This window comes from Bacteroides congonensis, assembly GCF_900130125.1.
GTDB lineage: Bacteria > Bacteroidota > Bacteroidia > Bacteroidales > Bacteroidaceae > Bacteroides > Bacteroides congonensis.
Window position 1 is genome coordinate 115234 of record NZ_FQXY01000008.1, and the last position, 16167, is coordinate 131400.

Annotated in this window: 11 protein-coding genes; 8 read left to right on the forward strand and 3 right to left on the reverse strand. The window is 41.3% G+C overall.

The features are described 5' to 3' along the window. Positions 1–178 precede the first annotated feature (178 nt). Genes BQ7997_RS03865 through BQ7997_RS03880 form a run of 4 tightly spaced genes read left to right on the forward strand, consistent with a single transcriptional unit; the run spans position 179 to position 7511 of the window. Positions 179–1342: a thioredoxin family protein gene (locus tag BQ7997_RS03865; protein ID WP_073343742.1), complete on the forward strand. Its 1164-nt coding sequence runs from the start codon at positions 179–181 to the stop codon at positions 1340–1342. 29 nt (positions 1343–1371) lie between these two features. Next, positions 1372–4644, forward strand: coding sequence for a SusC/RagA family TonB-linked outer membrane protein (locus BQ7997_RS03870; RefSeq protein WP_073343744.1), 3273 nt, complete (start codon positions 1372–1374; stop codon positions 4642–4644). Positions 4645–4671: 27 nt separating this feature from the next. Continuing rightward, the gene (locus BQ7997_RS03875) at positions 4672–6150 is read left to right on the forward strand and encodes a RagB/SusD family nutrient uptake outer membrane protein (RefSeq protein ID WP_073343747.1); all 1479 of its coding nucleotides are present in this window, start codon (positions 4672–4674) and stop codon (positions 6148–6150) included. 14 nt (positions 6151–6164) lie between these two features. Then, the gene (locus tag BQ7997_RS03880; RefSeq protein ID WP_073343750.1) at positions 6165–7511 is read left to right on the forward strand and encodes a TlpA family protein disulfide reductase; all 1347 of its coding nucleotides are present in this window, start codon (positions 6165–6167) and stop codon (positions 7509–7511) included. Positions 7512–7647: 136 nt separating this feature from the next. Here BQ7997_RS03880 and BQ7997_RS03885 read toward each other — a convergent pair whose 3' ends face one another. Beyond that, a complete protein-coding gene (locus BQ7997_RS03885) occupies positions 7648–7941 on the reverse strand; it encodes a hypothetical protein (protein WP_073344751.1) in 294 nt (97 codons plus the stop codon). A 206-nt stretch (positions 7942–8147) separates the two neighbouring features. Between BQ7997_RS03885 and BQ7997_RS03890 the strand changes: the two genes are divergently transcribed. The 3 genes from BQ7997_RS03890 to BQ7997_RS03900 all read left to right on the forward strand — a co-directional run bounded on the left by BQ7997_RS03890 (position 8148) and on the right by BQ7997_RS03900 (position 12901). Beyond that, positions 8148–8609, forward strand: coding sequence for a helix-turn-helix domain-containing protein (locus BQ7997_RS03890; protein ID WP_073343753.1), 462 nt, complete (start codon positions 8148–8150; stop codon positions 8607–8609). A 29-nt stretch (positions 8610–8638) separates the two neighbouring features. Next, entirely contained in the window at positions 8639–10396 is a 1758-nt protein-coding gene (locus BQ7997_RS03895) for an ATP-binding protein (RefSeq protein WP_073343756.1), read from the forward strand. A gap of 780 nt (positions 10397–11176) precedes the next feature. After that, the gene (locus tag BQ7997_RS03900; RefSeq protein WP_073343759.1) at positions 11177–12901 is read left to right on the forward strand and encodes an ATP-binding protein; all 1725 of its coding nucleotides are present in this window, start codon (positions 11177–11179) and stop codon (positions 12899–12901) included. 63 nt (positions 12902–12964) lie between these two features. On the opposite strand, the gene buk is transcribed toward BQ7997_RS03900, so the two are convergent. After that, positions 12965–14026 carry a butyrate kinase gene (gene buk / locus BQ7997_RS03905; RefSeq protein ID WP_073343761.1) on the reverse strand — a complete coding sequence of 354 codons (1062 nt, stop codon included), beginning with the start codon at positions 14024–14026 and terminating at the stop codon, positions 12965–12967. A 45-nt stretch (positions 14027–14071) separates the two neighbouring features. Continuing rightward, on the reverse strand, positions 14072–15028 hold the full coding sequence (locus tag BQ7997_RS03910) for a phosphate acyltransferase (protein WP_022139442.1): 957 nt from the start codon (positions 15026–15028) through the stop codon (positions 14072–14074). A 180-nt stretch (positions 15029–15208) separates the two neighbouring features. Between BQ7997_RS03910 and BQ7997_RS03915 the strand changes: the two genes are divergently transcribed. Further along, positions 15209–16117: a S66 peptidase family protein gene (locus BQ7997_RS03915; RefSeq protein WP_073343764.1), complete on the forward strand. Its 909-nt coding sequence runs from the start codon at positions 15209–15211 to the stop codon at positions 16115–16117. Positions 16118–16167 lie beyond the last annotated feature (50 nt).

Sequence of the window (16167 nt, forward strand, 5' to 3'; positions counted from 1 at the left end):
TATTCAGAATAAGTTGCGGATATGGCTGCTTTTTTATCATTTTATATTTTTAATGTGTATTATATTTCAATAGTAATAGTAAAATGATTAGATTTGCACCGATTTATTAATAGTTTTAAGGTAAAAGAGAAAATTGCAAACGAGGCACACAATCAAATTCTTAACCAAATAATAAAACATGAAGAGAAATTTGTCTATTTTAATTGCATGTATTTGTGCGATTTCCTTAAGTGCGCAGAGCGCAGGTATTAACTTTCTACACGGTGCCACATGGGCGGAAGCCGTAACAAAAGCAAAAGCAGAGAATAAACTTATATTCATAGATTTCTACACTCAATGGTGTGGCCCTTGTATGAATATGGCGCAGACTGTCTTTTCTTTGCCGACAGTGGGGTATTATTACAATAATACGTTCGTCAATCTGAAAATAGATGCGGAAGAAGGCGAGGGAGTTACGCTGGCAAAGAAATACGGAGTACGCAGCTATCCTACTTATGCGTTCATTGACCCTACTACTGAAGAAATAGTTCATAGAAGCAGTAGCCGTCAGTCGGCAGAACAGTTCATTCAGACAGGAAAAGATGCCACGATACCTGCACAACGTTCTTTCTATTTGCAGGAACAGTATGCGAACGGTAACAGAGAACGTGCGTTTTTAATCAATTACATCAATTACAACCACTCCGTTTATGCGCGTGATAATGTTCAGAAAGCATTTGAAGAATTGTTGAAAGGTGGTGCCAGGTTGACAGACCCCGATATCTGGGAAGTCTATGTGAATAATATCTCAGGCATGACCCCTTATCTGAAACAAGTGTCGGACAATTATGCGGATTTCTGCCAACGCTTCGGGAAAAAAGCGGTGGATGCAAAGTTAGCTAAAGAAACAACCTACGGTGATCTGACTGCTATTGAAGCTTTATGCGATTACGAAGGAAAGGACTTCAATTGTAAAATGATTCGTATCAACAATAGTGTTAACGCAAAGAATTATGATGCTGCCGCAGCTCAGATTGACGCAATGATTGCAGATCCGAATGTTGACCAACAGGAACTTATCTCCCGGTTGAAATTTATCGCACGTTTAAGCTATAAGGTAGACGAACTGCCTGATGCATGGTTTTACAAGTGTGTAGACTATTTGAGATATATCGCTTATAATCAGAAAGACAGGGATGATGCTTATATTCATCAGGAATATGCGTCAGCTTTGGAGATGGTGGTTCGCAGAATGAATGACAAGCAAGTGGTTCCGGCTTATATCATTGCCCCACCGACACACGGTAAGCCTATCTATAACATGCGTCCGGATGCATTGAAAGCAAAGCCTAAACGAAAATAACATAAACATATTTAATTAATTGCTAGAATATGAAAGTAGCAAACATTACGAAGCGAAGCAGTATATACGGCTTGCTCGCTTTAAGTGCTATGTCGTTTTATCCGGTTTCTTCTGCTTATGCCGAGCAGATGAAACATAACGATACGACAATGGAAGTGAGCCAGAAGAAAGTAAGAATTACTGGCGTGGTAAGAGATGAGAACGGAGATGTGGTTCCCGGAGCCAGTGTTATAGTGAGAGGTACTAATAATGGTACGGTCACTAATATAGACGGACAATTCTCACTGAATGTTGAGGCGGGGAACACGTTGGTGGTGTCTTTTGTGGGATATACCAACGCTGAGTTGAAAATCACTCAGGACAAGTCTAATTATACAGTAGATTTAAAACCTGCAAGCCAATTGTTGGACGAAGTGGTAGTGACCGGTTATCAGACAATCTCAAAAGAACGTGCGACAGGTTCTTACGCTATCATGACACCGAAGGATATAGAAGGAAAACTTCAGACTAATATCTTGGATAGAATGGAAGGAAAAGTTGCGGGGTTGGACTTGAGGGTGTCAGCGGATAAGGACGTCGTTCCGTCTATACGTGGTATATCGACTTTGGTTAAAGGAAAACGAACACCATTGTATGTCGTAGATGGTATTCCTTATGAAGGGGAACTGGATGCTATTAACCCTGCCGATATTGTTAATGTTACGGTTTTGAAAGATGCTACGGCGGCTTCTATCTATGGAGCCCGTTCGGCGAATGGGGTTATTGTAATCACTACCCGTTCCGGTGAAAAAGGTAAAACCCGTGTCAGTTATAATGGTAGCGTCAAGTTTACACCGTTGCCTTCACATAGCTATATGAATCTGACTTCAAGCGGTGAATTGGTCGACTTGATGCAAGAGTTATTCGGATATTATCATAATCCGTATCAGCCTACTGATGCACGTTCTACGAATGAAATTTATTTGTTGATGTATAAGCGCGAAGCGGGTGAAATTGCTACCGATGCGGAGTTGCAGTCACAACTTGATGTATATCGCAATCGTGATAGTTATTCACAGATTAAGGACGAGCTTCTGCGCAAAGCTGAAATTACACACCAGCATAACATATCATTCAGTGGCGGTTCTGATATTTATAAATATGCTTTATCGGCAAACTATCAGGAAAATCTTCCTTACGAGAAAGAGCAATCCAATCAACGTATCGGCTTTAACTTAAAGAACCAGTTTGATTTCTTTAAATGGTTGCAGGTTAATGTGGGTATTATCAACAGTAATTACAAAGCAGATTACGATAATGGCTTTCAAGGATTTAGTAATTTGTATTCAAAACCCTACCGGATGCTTCGCAATGAAGACGGTACTCCTGCTATATGGACAATGAATCGTACCCAGGAATCTATTGATGGATTAGTTGCTAAAGGGTTGCTTGATGAAACTTACCGTCCGTTGGATGAAATAGACAAGGCACACTATAACAATGAAAAAAAATATCAGAATTTGAATGTTAGTGCCAAATTCAAGATTATGCCTGAATTGAATTTGTCGATATACTACCAAAATGAAAATACTTCTATTTATAATAGTCAGTATTATGATGTAAATTCATATACAATGAAGTCCACGATAAATGATGCTACTGTTATTAAGGACGGAACGATAACCAACCATATACCTGTAGGTGGGCGTCTAAGTGAGACTTGGAATAAGAATAAGTCATATACATTTCGTGTACAAGCGGATTTTAATAAGGAATTTGGCAGACACGATGTACAAGTACTGGTTGGTGCTGAGAGAAGGCAGGTAAAGACACAAAGTTCATATTATACCAAATGGGGGTATGATCCGCAAAGTTTAACATGGAAATCGTTTAATGAACTGCAATTGGGAACAGGTATAAGTGGAACAGAGGCTTTATATGGCAGCTATTATTTTAGTGGGCCGTATGACAAGTTTACTGATACCGATGACCGTTATGTCTCATTCTATGGTAACGCATCTTATTCGTTAGACCATCGTTTGTCTGCCACCGGTAGTATTCGTATTGACCAGTCGAACTTGTTCGGTACAGACCCCAAATACCAATATCGTCCGTTGTGGTCAGCCGGATTGCATTATGTAGTTTTGGAAAACTGGCAATGGATTGATCGTCTGGCTATACGTGGAACGTATGGTATCAATGGTAATATAGCCAAAGACAGCGGCCCGTATATGATAGCTACAACTAATTCGCGTCCCAACTCCTACACGAATGAATATTACTCGTACATCTCTACTCCCCCCAATCCGACTTTGCGCTGGGAAAAGACAGGAGTATTTAACCTCGGCGTTGATTTCAATATTTTGAATAACCGTTTGAGCGGAACAATCGAGTTTTATAATAAAAAGACGGTAGATTTGTTGGGGCAACGGCAGACCGACCCGACTTCCGGTTGGGGCTCTTTGCAGTTGAATTACGGTCAGATGTATAATCGCGGTGTGGAAGTCACTTTGCATAGCGAAAATATTCGTACACATAGCTTCAGTTGGTCTTCTGATTTCATCTTCAGTTATAATAAGAACAAACTGACTCAAATAGAGAATTCGGGAACTTCAGCTCAGAGTTATTTCGGATCTTTGCAGAATCGTGAGGGCTATCCTATGAATTCTATATTTGTAGTCCGTTATGCCGGTTTGGATAAAGAAGGTTTACCGCAGGCTTATAAAGCCGACGGAACCATTGTCAATAGCTACGCTTTGTTAGAGCCGGAAGATTTGGTACATGTGGGAACTACCACTCCTCCTTATTCCGCTTCTTTATCAAACCGGATTGCTTACAAGGGATTCGATCTTGATTTCATGTTTATATTTTATGGCGGTCATAAATTAAGAGATGTTGCGGCAAGCAGTATGTTCACGATGTATCCTGTGATGAACTCTACCAGTGCGATAGATCGTGACCGTCTTAACTTCTGGAGACAACCGGGTGATGAGAATGATCCGAACATGGCTCCTGCTTTCCTGTATGGCAACAGCCGTTCGGGTCAGGTGCAATACTTGTGGAGTGCGGCGGATAAGCATATCCAGAAGGGAGATTATATTAAGCTGCGCGACCTTTCTATAGGATATACATTCCCCAAAGTATGGATCAAAAAATTCTTTATGCAGAATCTTCGCGTAAACCTGCAAATTCAGAATTTATGGTATTGGGCTGCCAATGACAAGAATTTAGATCCGGAAGTATGGTCAGGAACAAGCCTTTCGCCGTCCAGAGGACAGCATATTCCTGCAACTTATACAATCGGGCTGTCAGCTAATTTTTAAAAACAAAATTTGAATAGTAAGAATAATATGAAAATAACAAAATATATTGCTATCGCTTGTGCTATCTTATCTTTAGCTTCCTGCGATGACTGGTTGGGCAATAAGCCGAAAGGTTATACTATTCCCGAGACTTATGCTGATTACGAAAAGTTAATATCCAGTCAATATCTAATTAATGTATTAGATCCTTATTTGGTTTATTTCACTGACGATCCGATGATGGTGGAAAAAGGCGAAACGACAGTTGAATGGTTCGAATATATCGGTAAAAAAGACCATGAAAGGAATATCTTCTCGTTCCAGCCAGGACAGGTCTACACACCCGGAAACAGTGATGCTATCTGGGAAGATGCATATGCTAACATTTTCAGTTATAATGCCATTATTAATAATGTATTAAGTGCTACCGGCGGTAATGATGCCGACAAGCGCCGTCTGCAGGCAGAGGCATTGGTAGGTCGTGCGTTCGAGTACTTATGTCTGATTAATGTATATGGAAAGCAATATGATGCTTCTACCGCAGCTACGGACTATGGAGTGCCTTTGGTGTTGAGTGAAGAAGTAGGGGGCGGTAAATATAAGCGTAATACGGTTGCCGAAGTTTATGGACAGATAAAAGAAGATTTGGAAACTGCTTCCGCAAGTTTGGCTGACAAAAAAGCGTTCCCTTTCTATCCCACTAAAAATGCTTGTTATTCAGTGTTGTCCCGTATGTATCTGTACATGGGTAATTATAGCGAGGCTTTGAGATATGCCAATATGATACTTTCTGATCCGCAGAATATTCAGTTAATCGAATATAAGAACTATAAGAAGATCGACGGAACTCAATGGAGAAATATCGTAACGGATGACGATAACGAGACACAGTTCCCCGATGGACAATATGGTTTCCCAAGCCCGGAACAGATTTATACCCGTTATATCAGTAATCATACTTTCAACAGTGTAGCTGAAAGCGACGATTTGCGTCAGGCTTTTGCCAAGAATACGGATACAGAGGCAGGTGAAGTGGATTTGCGTGAATATTTATTTTTCCGTTCCGACTGCATGAACCGGGGAGCGGGTATGGAATACTTCAAAGGATATACCGTTTATACAGCATGGATACAAATCAATGCGGGGACTTCCATTCCTGAAATGCTCCTGACTGCGGCAGAATGTGAAGCGCGCGTGGGAGCTACTTCCAAAGCTATCGGCTACCTGAACACTTTGCGTGCATCCCGTATCAAAAATCATATTGCATATGATGCTGCGGACTATACAGATAGACAAAAAGCATTGCAGTTAGTACTTGACGAACGTCGTTGTGAGTTCGCAATGATAGGATATATGCGATATGTGGATTTGCGGCGTCTGAACAAAGAACCTCAATTTGCAAAAACGATAGTCCATAAAGTGGGAAATGAGACATGGGAACTTCCGGCGAATGACCCGCGTTATATTATGCCTGTTCCCCAAAATGTATTGGAATATAATCCGGACATTCCTCAGTATGAACGTTAATAGATAGAAATTGTATGTACAAAATAACATCAATGATGGTACTCGGCTTAGCGCTGAGTGCCTTCACGACGGCAGAAGCCGCCAAGCTGACTTTCAAGATAACCAATCCCGATGAAACAGCTAAAGTGGTATTAACCTTCGCTCAGAGTAATGAACAAAAGGAAATTGCGATAGATGCAGCCGGAAATGGAAGTATTGAAATCACAGACTTTGCGCCGCAATATGTAACCATGCAATATACTCGTGGACGCCGCACCCTTTATCTGGATCCTGAACAGGATCTTAGCCTCTCGTTCAACAGCGATGATATGTGGAAGAATGTAACCTTCGCAGGAGAAGGAGCAGCTATCAACACTTACTTGGGAAGCGGAAAACTCAAGTCGTTAGGCATGCCCGATATGAAAATGCAGGAAGATGCCATCTTGCACAGGGGCGATAGCCTGTATGCGGCTAATTGTCAGGTTCTGGAGTCTTCACTGTTGCCTGCCGACTTTACCGCATTAGAGAAGGTGCGTTTGCAGTATTACACTTACTATTATCTTCCATTGTACGCTTCTTATCATTCTTATTACGGAAAAGATAAAGACTACACTCCTTCGGAAACATTCTATAAAAAGCTGAAAGCACTAACCCCGATTGACGCCAAACTGTTGGCTCTGAGAGAATACAAAGCATATCTGCCCGGCGCTGTTACGGCTTTGAGCCTCGAAGGAAAAACAAACGATTCAAGAGTGATTGAACAACGTGTCCATTATGTGGATTCTGAAATAAAAGATGCGGAAGTTGCAGAATTTCTGATGAATGAATTCGTTTATAGTTATGTAGAGAATAGCGGTTTGGACGATGCTGACAGCCTGATTGCCATGTTTCGCAAACATGTGAAAGATGCGCAGTCTATAGAAAAGTTTAATACACTTTGTGGCAAATGGGAAAAGCTGAGATCGGGTAATCCGTCCGTTAGTTTCTCTTATATGGATATAGATGGTAAAACCGTTTCCATGGCTGATTTGAAAGGTAAGTATATCTACATTGACGTATGGGCTACATGGTGTGGCCCTTGCCGCGGAGAACTTCCTTCATTGAAAGAACTGGAAGAAAAATATGCGGGCAAGGATATTTACTTCGTCAGTATGTCATGTGATAAAAACAAGAAAGCATGGGAAAACATGGTAAAGAAAGATGAACTGAAAGGAATCCAACTTCACATGGGTACTGACAGGTCGTTTATGGATGCCTATCTTATTAATGGTATTCCCCGGTTTATCCTGTTAGACCGTGAAGGCAAAATTATCTCTGCTAACATGACACGTCCTTCGGACTCCAGAACAGCAAAGAAGTTTGATGAATTATTAGGTCTTTAATACCTGCTTTTTACTTCTAAACATTAGGGTGGATTACAGATTATTCAGAAATAAAGAGGGCTCGCTTCACGATTGGAAGCGGGCCCTCTTTGGGATAAAGAAACCGGTTAGGGTATTTATATATAGGGATGAGGATTTATTTTTTAGTTAGATGTTGAGTGAATATTTCTTCTGATTTATAGTCTTCTGCAATCTGTTTTATCCGTTCATTGGTTTGGTTTAATATCTCATACAATTCTGTTTCATCGAAACAATCTCCCAGTTCTATGGCAGGTGTCAGAAAATCAGGTCTGTTATCTCCTTCTTTTTCATGGATTATAACTACGATTTTCCCTTCTTGATTCGTGGAAAACAAAATGCCGTGTTTTCGGATTAACTCAATAAATTCTTTTACGAACTTATATTCTTTTATTGTTAATATTCTTTCCATGGTTTTCTGTTTGTATGTTGTTTGCTGCAAAGTTCGTGTTTTTTTCTATAATCAGGCTGTTTGGAAGTATTCATTTTATTACTTTTGACCGGTAGTAATATTCCTTTTATCCATATTATCACATCTATTCGTTTTTTTCGTATATTTGCTTCGAGCGAAACTTTTCATTTGTATATTTGTTGGATTTTAAAAAGAAGAAATCAAGAATGGAAACAGAAGAATTGACTATTGGGAGAGTCCATCACGGACGCAATATACGTCGTACCCGTATTGAAAAGAATATGAACCAGGAAGGTTTAAGTGAATTGGTACACCTTTCACAACCTGCTGTCTCTAAATATGAGAAGATGAGAGTGATTGATGATGAAATGTTGCAGCGTTTTGCACGGGCATTGAATGTTCCTTTCGATTATCTTAAGACTTTAGAAGAGGATGCACAGACGGTGGTGTTTGAGAATAATACGGTGAATAATAATGACCAAGGAGGAGCTAACTTTAATTTGGGAACTGTTAAGACATGTGATGTTGATAACGATAATCGAGTTAACAATTTCAACCCTATCGACAAAATCACCGAACTCTATGAACGTCTTTTAAAAGAAAAGGATGAAAAGTATGCAGCTTTAGAACGTCGTTTGCAGCATATTGAGCAAAGTTTGCAGAAATAGAAAAATAGATAATTGAAAGGAATCGCAATATGATGAAACAAATACCATACGGAATAACGGACTTTGGACGAATTCAGAAAGAGAATTATTATTATGTGGATAAGACAATGTTCATTGAAAAAATAGAGATGCAACCGCCTTATCTATTTCTGATCCGTCCCCGTCGATTTGGGAAGAGTCTGACTTTGGCTATGTTGGAAACCTATTACGATATTAGTTATGTCGAACAGTTTAATGAATTGTTCGGACATTTATACATAGGTCAGCATCCTACCAGGCTACATAATAAGTTTCTCATTATGCGGTTTAATTTTTCCGAAGTAAGTTCTAATGTCAATGAGGTAGAGCACTCGTTTAAACTTCATTGTTGTAACAAGATAAAAGACTTCGTATACAAATACGAGCATTTGTTGGGAAAAGAAATTTGGGAGGTTTTGGATGAGGATACCCAAAAAGTCCCCGGTGCTTTTTTATCGGCAGTCAACACCTATGCCAGTCGCAAAGGAAATCTCCGAATTTATTTGCTTATTGATGAATATGATAATTTCACTAATACCATTCTTTCAACTTACGGTACAGACTATTATCGGAAAGCAACGCATGGCGAAGGTTTTATCCGCGGCTTCTTTAACGTGATAAAATCAGCCACTACCGGAACCGGCTCTGCTCTCGAGCGATTGTTTATCACTGGAGTGAGTCCTGTGACGATGGATGATGTCACTAGTGGTTTTAATATCGGAACCAACATCACAAATGATTCCTGGTTCAATGATTTGGTTGGCTTTAGTGAGAAAGAGTTGCGTGAAATGTTGACGTATTATAAAGAGCAGGGAGTTCTTGAAGAATCAGTGGATGAAATTGTTGCCATGATGAAACCTAATTATGACAATTATTGCTTTAGTGAAGATACGTTGGAACAGTGTATGTTCAATTCTGATATGGCACTTTATTTTCTGAAATCTTTTGTTCTTCATCATAAAAAACCAAAAGAGATTGTAGACCCTAATATCCGCACTGACTTCAATAAACTGACATATTTGATAAAGCTTGATCACGGATTGGGAGAGAACTTTTCCGTTATAAAGGAAATAGCCGAACAGGGCGAGATTACTACCGATATCGTCACTCATTTTTCTGCATTGGAGATGACAGATCCCAGCAATTTCAAGTCTTTGTTGTTCTACTTCGGACTTCTTTCCATTAAAGGTGTTGATATGGTGGGAAGACCCATCTTGCATGTCCCGAATTTAGTGGTAAGGGAACAGCTTTTCAATTTCTTGATTCAAGGATATAGTAAACATGATATCTTTAAGATGGATATGAACAAGATGACAGCTCTATTTGAGGATATGGCTTTTCGGGGAGACTGGAAACCTCTTTTCGGTTTTATAGCTGATGCCATTCGTGAGCAGAGCCGCATCCGTGAATATATTGAGGGTGAAGCACACATTAAAGGTTTTTTGCTTGCTTATTTAGGGATGTACCGTTATTATCAACTCTATCCGGAATATGAATTGAATAAAGGTTTTGCAGATTTCTTCTTCAAGCCTAGTCCGTCGGTTCCCGTGATGCCCCCGTTCACCTATCTGCTCGAAGTGAAATATGCGAAAGCCGGTGCTTCGGAAAAAGAGATACGTACCCTTGCCGATGAGGCGCGCGAACAGTTGCTTCGTTATAGTGAAGACGAATTGGTGGCGGGAGCTAAGGCTAAAGGTGGACTGAAACTGATTACAATTGTATGGCGTAGTTGGGAGCTTGTATTATTGGAAGAGATTACTCTTTCTTAATAATATGAACCAGTAGTTGAATTTGAATGAAACTGTACGGAAATAAGTTGAATTATATCTCCCAATAACTCTACTAGGGAATTAAAATGTGAAAATTTGCTGTCACCTGTCACATATTTACATTTAAACATGTGATTGTGAGGGAGTAATGATGTGACAGCAGTATGTGACAGCACGGTGATAGCATTTTTGCTGTCACATCTCTTCTTCTCTCTTTCTTTTAAAAGCAAGTTCCAAGTTTGTTCCTCTTGCCTGAAACTTTAGTTTCAAGCAGTAAAAACTAAAGTTTCAAGGCTTAGAAACAATTGTTTCGAGTAATTGAAACTCTAGTTTCAAGCGGGTGAAACTTTGGTTTCAAGCAGGCGAAACTCTAGTTTCATCCTATGAAACCAATAGTTTAAAGGCATGAAACTAATATTCCCCCCTACGGCTAAAAAATATGAGCTATACAAGTTGTGATTTTTAAGAAAGAGAAAAGAGAGGGAAGATAGAAAAAGGGAGATAAAATGGTGACAGCACTTTTGCTGTCACTGTGCTATCACATGCTGCTGTCACATCATTACTCACTCACAATCACATGTTTAAATGTAAACACGTGACAGATGACAGCAAGTTTCCACTTTTTAATTCTCTAGTGGAAATTCGTGGAGATTACGTTTCGTCTTGTTTTTGCATAGTGACACTTCAACTTTCTTTCCCTTTCTTTGTTCTTTCTGCGGGAATGTGTTACTTTTGTATTGCCCCAATCAATGGGTATGAGGACTAAAGAAAGGAACAATTATGGAAGAAGTAAAAAGAATCCCTTATGGGGTTTCCAATTTTGTGGAAGTGGTGGAGCAGAACCAATATTATGTGGATAAAACGATGTATCTGCCTTTGTTGGAAGAGCAACCCAGCAATTTGTTCTTTATCCGTCCCCGCCGTTTCGGTAAGAGCATCTTTCTGAGTATGCTCCGGACTTATTATGACATCTCTCAAAAAGAAAAGTTCGAAAAACGCTTCGGCAATTTGTGGATAGGTAGTCGTCCTACACAGTTGCAAGGGGCTTTCCAAATACTTTATCTTGATTTTTCCAGAGTGGGGGGGCTTGATAGGACACTTGCCCAGAGCTTTGATGATTACTGCTGCGGCGGACTGGATGATTTTGCTTCTATCTATGAACCCTATTATTATCCCGGCTTCGAAGAGGAAATGAAAGCCCAATGCGGCACTACCAACAAAATTAACTTTCTGGAGCGTAAGGCACGTAATAACGGCTCCAAGCTTTATCTGATAGTGGATGAATACGATAATTTCACTAACGTGGTGCTGAACGAGCAGGGCGACAAAGTTTATCATGCCTTGACCCATGCCAGTGGCTTTTACCGCGAAATATTCAAGAAGTTCAAAGGTATGTTTGATCGTATCTTCATGACTGGTGTCAGCCCTGTGACATTGGATGACTTGACTAGCGGATTCAATATCGGTTGGAATATTAGTACTGATCATCAGTTTAACATGATGCTGGGATTCAGTGAGACTGATGTACGCGAGATGATCCGGTATTATAAGGATGCCGGACGGTTGCCGGGCAATACGGATATAAATGCGATGATAGAGGAAATGCGCCCGTGGTATGACAATTATTGTTTTGCCGAAGAAAGCTTGGAGCGCGATCCGAAAATGTTCAACTGTGACATGGTGTTCTATTATTTGCGGCATTATATGACTTTGGGTAAATCGCCCAAAGAGATGATAGATCCCAATACCCGTACAGATTACAATAAGATGAAGAAACTTATCCGGCTGGATAAGTTGGACGGTAATCGTAAGGGCGTATTGCGTAAAATCACGGAAGAGGGGCAGATTGTCACCACGTTAGTGACTACCTTTCCTGCTACCGATATCACTAAACCGGAGATTTTCCCCAGCCTGCTCTTTTATTATGGTATGCTCACCATTACCGCCACCTACGGAAAACGCTTGGTGCTAAGTATTCCCAATAATAATGTGCGTAAGCAATATTATGAATTCCTGCTGGAAGAGTATCAGGACAGAGAACATATCAATTTGAATGATTTGGCAGACTTGTTTGATGAGATGGCCTACGAGGGTCATTGGCGTGAAACGCTGGAATTTATCGCCCATGCCTACAAAGAAAACTCCTCCGTGCGAAGTGCCATCGAAGGCGAGCGCAATCTGCAAGGCTTCTTTACTGCCTACTTGAGCACGAATGCCTATTACCTGATAGCTCCGGAAGTGGAATTGAACCACGGTTATTGCGACTTGTTCCTAATGCCCGACTTGATGCGCTATGACGTGAAGCATAGCTATATCATCGAAATGAAATACCTTTCCACCAAAGACTCGGAAGCGAAAGCCGAAGCTCAGTGGCAAGAAGCCGTAGAGCAGATAAAAGGGTATGCTGTTGGTCCTAAGGTACGCCAGATGGTGCACGCCACCGAGTTACATTGCATCGTGATGCAGTTTCGCGGATGGGAACTGGAACGGATGGAGGAAGTTTGACCTAATCCATAACATTGGGAAAAGAGCAGGCGGTTCACTCTCATTCTTGCGCAAAAGTTCATGTTACTTGTAGACCTGTATCGCCAATTCTCCTTTCAATGCCCCTATCGCATTAAAAGCCAATGACTCCATTTCGTTTTCTCCGGGATAGATATGGATAGGAGCCAGAAATGAGATGCGTTTTTTGAGTCGGGAAATAACATAATCCGAATAAGCAATTCCCCCGGTCAGAAGGATGGCGTCTATTTTTCCGCATAGGACGGTAGCTGCGCCACCGATGGCTTTTGCTACATTATAAATCATGGCATCCAATATCAGTTCCGCTTTTTTATCCCCTTCTTCTATGGACTTGATAATAGCAGGTACATCGGTAGTCCCCAAATGTGCAGTCAGGCCGGCGCGACCGGAAATTCGTTTTTTCAATTCATCTTTGGTGTGTTGTCCGCTGAAACAAAGATCAATGAGTTGACCTGCCGGAAGCGTTCCGGCACGTTCCGGTGAGAAAGGGCCTTCGCCATCTAATGCATTGTTCGCGTCGATAGCCCGTCCATGATGGTGGACAGCTATCGAAATACCGCCGCCCAGATGACAAATTATTAAATCGAGATCCTCATACTTTGTTCCCTGCTCTTTGGCAAAACGCCGGGCTATCGCCTTTTGATTCAATGCATGCCAGATGGTGATTTTCGGCATCAATGGAGAGCCTGTAATACGGGCTATATCTTCCAGTTCGTCTACAACTCCCGGGTCGGCAATGAAAGCAGGACAATTGGGAAGAGAAGATGCCAGTTCTTTGGCTATCAAGCCGCCTAAGTTGCAGGCATGCGTGCGCATGGCATGCAATGTGTCCCGTACCATAGCCTCGTTCACTTCATATACACCACCGGGAATAGGCTTTACCAATCCGCCCCGTCCGATGACGGCATCAAAAGCAAAAGGAATGCTATTGGACTCTAATTCTTTAAGTACAAGGTTCTTTCGGAACTCAAACTGGTCTATAACCTGCGGATAAACGGATAATTCTTCTACCGTATGCTTGATATTGCTGACAAATAGGGGTGTTTCGTTTTCGTATACAGCTATTTTTGTAGAGGTGGAACCGGGGTTGATGACTAGAATCTTCATAGAGTCTAATGTTTTAAGTATGGATTATGAACTGTGAATTGCGAATTATGAATTATTACCTTGATTAAGCACTTGCTTTCTGCACTCGCAATCTCCTGACACTTGCAGGCATGCCATGGCTATACTGTAATATTTGGATAATCCCGAATCACTGCGGGACGGAAGGACTACGGGGCACACAGGGCCTTGCAGCAATCCTGCCATTTCTGCATTGGCAAACAAGGAAACAGACTTATAAAAAGCATTTCCAGATTCTATATTAGGGAATATAAGCACATCTGCCTGGCCGTTGATAGGAGATACAATACCTTTTATATCCCCGCTTGCCTGCTCGCAAGCCGTACGTACATCCAGCGGTCCGTCGATAATGACGTTTCCGAACTCTCCGGCTTCAGCCAATTCAACAATATTCACATAATCCAATGAATGAGGGAACTTTGCGCTTACTTTTTCCGTACAGTGAATCAACGCCACACGTGGCTGTTCAATGCCGAAGTGCCGGCAGGTACAAATGGCATACCATATCATTTCTATACGTTGTTGCAAGGTAGGACGTGGGATTACCGCAGCATCTGAGAAGAAAAGCAGCTTATGATAAGTCGGAATTTCCATCACTGCCAGGTGCGTGAGGATTTTCCCTTTCGGGAGCAGTCCTTTTTCTTTGTCGAGTATAGCGTGCAGCAGGTTGTCCGTATTGATGATTCCTTTCATTAAAATATCCGCTCCGCCCTCACGAACGATACGTACGGCTTCGCGCGCTGCTTCGTCCGAATCTTCTATATGGATGGTTTTCACATATTCCGGATATTGTTTGAGCGTAGGGTATTTTTCAAGGATAGCCGAGTCTCCAATCATCAGAAACTCCGCAATCCCTTCTTCCAAAGCACGCGTAATCGCATACTCGGTATTAGGATCATTGGCACAAACCACGGCAATCCGTTTTCTGTGGTTTAGTTTCTTGAGGTGTTCTGTGAGTTGGGCAAAATTTAGAATAGGTTCCATAACGTTAGATTTTTAGCAAATATCAGAAAAATGATTGAAAAAATAAGGATTATAACCCGAAAAAATACATCTGTTGTGTAACATTTTGCTATATTTCATTTGTTTTGCCCGCTAGATGCGCATGGAATCGTTTTTTCATGTATTTTTGCATACATAAGTCAACAAAATAGAGTATAGAATATGGATATTCAATTTCCCCCTTTTTTGCAGCCGGGTGATAAAGTAGTCATTGTGTCGCCTTCCAGTAAGATAGACAAAGAGTTTCTGAAAGGTGCCCGGAAACGGATCGAGTCATGGGGACTGAACGTTGCTATCGGAAAGCATGCCGGCGGTTCTTCCGGAAGATATGCCGGAACAATCAAACAACGTCTCAAAGACTTGCAGGACGCGATGGATGATCCGACGGTGAAAGCTATTCTTTGCAGCCGTGGGGGATATGGAGCGGTGCATCTGGTAGATAAGATCGATTTTACCGCTTTTCATGAGCATCCGAAGTGGTTGCTTGGATTCAGTGACATCACGGCATTGCACAATCTGTTTCAGAAAAACGGATATGCATCTCTGCATTCACTGATGGCACGCCATCTCACGGTAGAGCCGGAGGATGATCCGTGTACTGTCTATTTAAAAGGTATCCTGTTCGGCAATCTGCCTGTTTATACTTGTGAAAAACACAAGCTGAATAAACAAGGGAGCGCGCAAGGAATCCTGCATGGCGGAAACATGGCAGTAGCCTACGGTTTGCGTGGAACTCCTTACGATATTCCGGCGGAGGGGACGGTGCTGTTTATAGAAGATGTCAGCGAGCGCCCTCATGCCATTGAACGGATGATGTATAATCTGAAACTGGGTGGTGTGCTCGAAAAACTGTCCGGGCTTATTATCGGGCAATTTACCGAATATGAAGAAGACCGTTCCTTGGGAAAGGAATTGTATGCAGCCTTGGCAGATTTAGTGAAAGAGTATGATTATCCCGTTTGTTTTAATTTTCCGGTGGGGCATGTCACTCATAATTTGCCGCTTGTCAATGGGGCAAAAGTGGAGTTCACGGTTGGAAAGAATAATGTAGAATTAAAGTTTATTTGTTAATAATCTATTCCATCTGAGCAATGCTGTGATGAAAATGACTAATTTTGAGG

What these genes read in the sequence shown, in the direction of transcription:
- BQ7997_RS03865 (WP_073343742.1), top strand. Translation starts at nt 179, where the DNA reads ATGAAGAGAAATTTGTCTATTTTAATTGCATGTATTTGTGCGATTTCC.
- BQ7997_RS03870 (WP_073343744.1), top strand. Translation starts at nt 1,372, where the DNA reads ATGAAAGTAGCAAACATTACGAAGCGAAGCAGTATATACGGCTTGCTC.
- BQ7997_RS03875 (WP_073343747.1), top strand. Translation starts at nt 4,672, where the DNA reads ATGAAAATAACAAAATATATTGCTATCGCTTGTGCTATCTTATCTTTA.
- BQ7997_RS03880 (WP_073343750.1), top strand. Translation starts at nt 6,165, where the DNA reads ATGTACAAAATAACATCAATGATGGTACTCGGCTTAGCGCTGAGTGCC.
- BQ7997_RS03885 (WP_073344751.1), bottom strand. Translation starts at nt 7,941, where the DNA reads ATGGAAAGAATATTAACAATAAAAGAATATAAGTTCGTAAAAGAATTT.
- BQ7997_RS03890 (WP_073343753.1), top strand. Translation starts at nt 8,148, where the DNA reads ATGGAAACAGAAGAATTGACTATTGGGAGAGTCCATCACGGACGCAAT.
- BQ7997_RS03895 (WP_073343756.1), top strand. Translation starts at nt 8,639, where the DNA reads ATGATGAAACAAATACCATACGGAATAACGGACTTTGGACGAATTCAG.
- BQ7997_RS03900 (WP_073343759.1), top strand. Translation starts at nt 11,177, where the DNA reads ATGGAAGAAGTAAAAAGAATCCCTTATGGGGTTTCCAATTTTGTGGAA.
- buk (WP_073343761.1), bottom strand. Translation starts at nt 14,026, where the DNA reads ATGAAGATTCTAGTCATCAACCCCGGTTCCACCTCTACAAAAATAGCT.
- BQ7997_RS03910 (WP_022139442.1), bottom strand. Translation starts at nt 15,028, where the DNA reads ATGGAACCTATTCTAAATTTTGCCCAACTCACAGAACACCTCAAGAAA.
- BQ7997_RS03915 (WP_073343764.1), top strand. Translation starts at nt 15,209, where the DNA reads ATGGATATTCAATTTCCCCCTTTTTTGCAGCCGGGTGATAAAGTAGTC.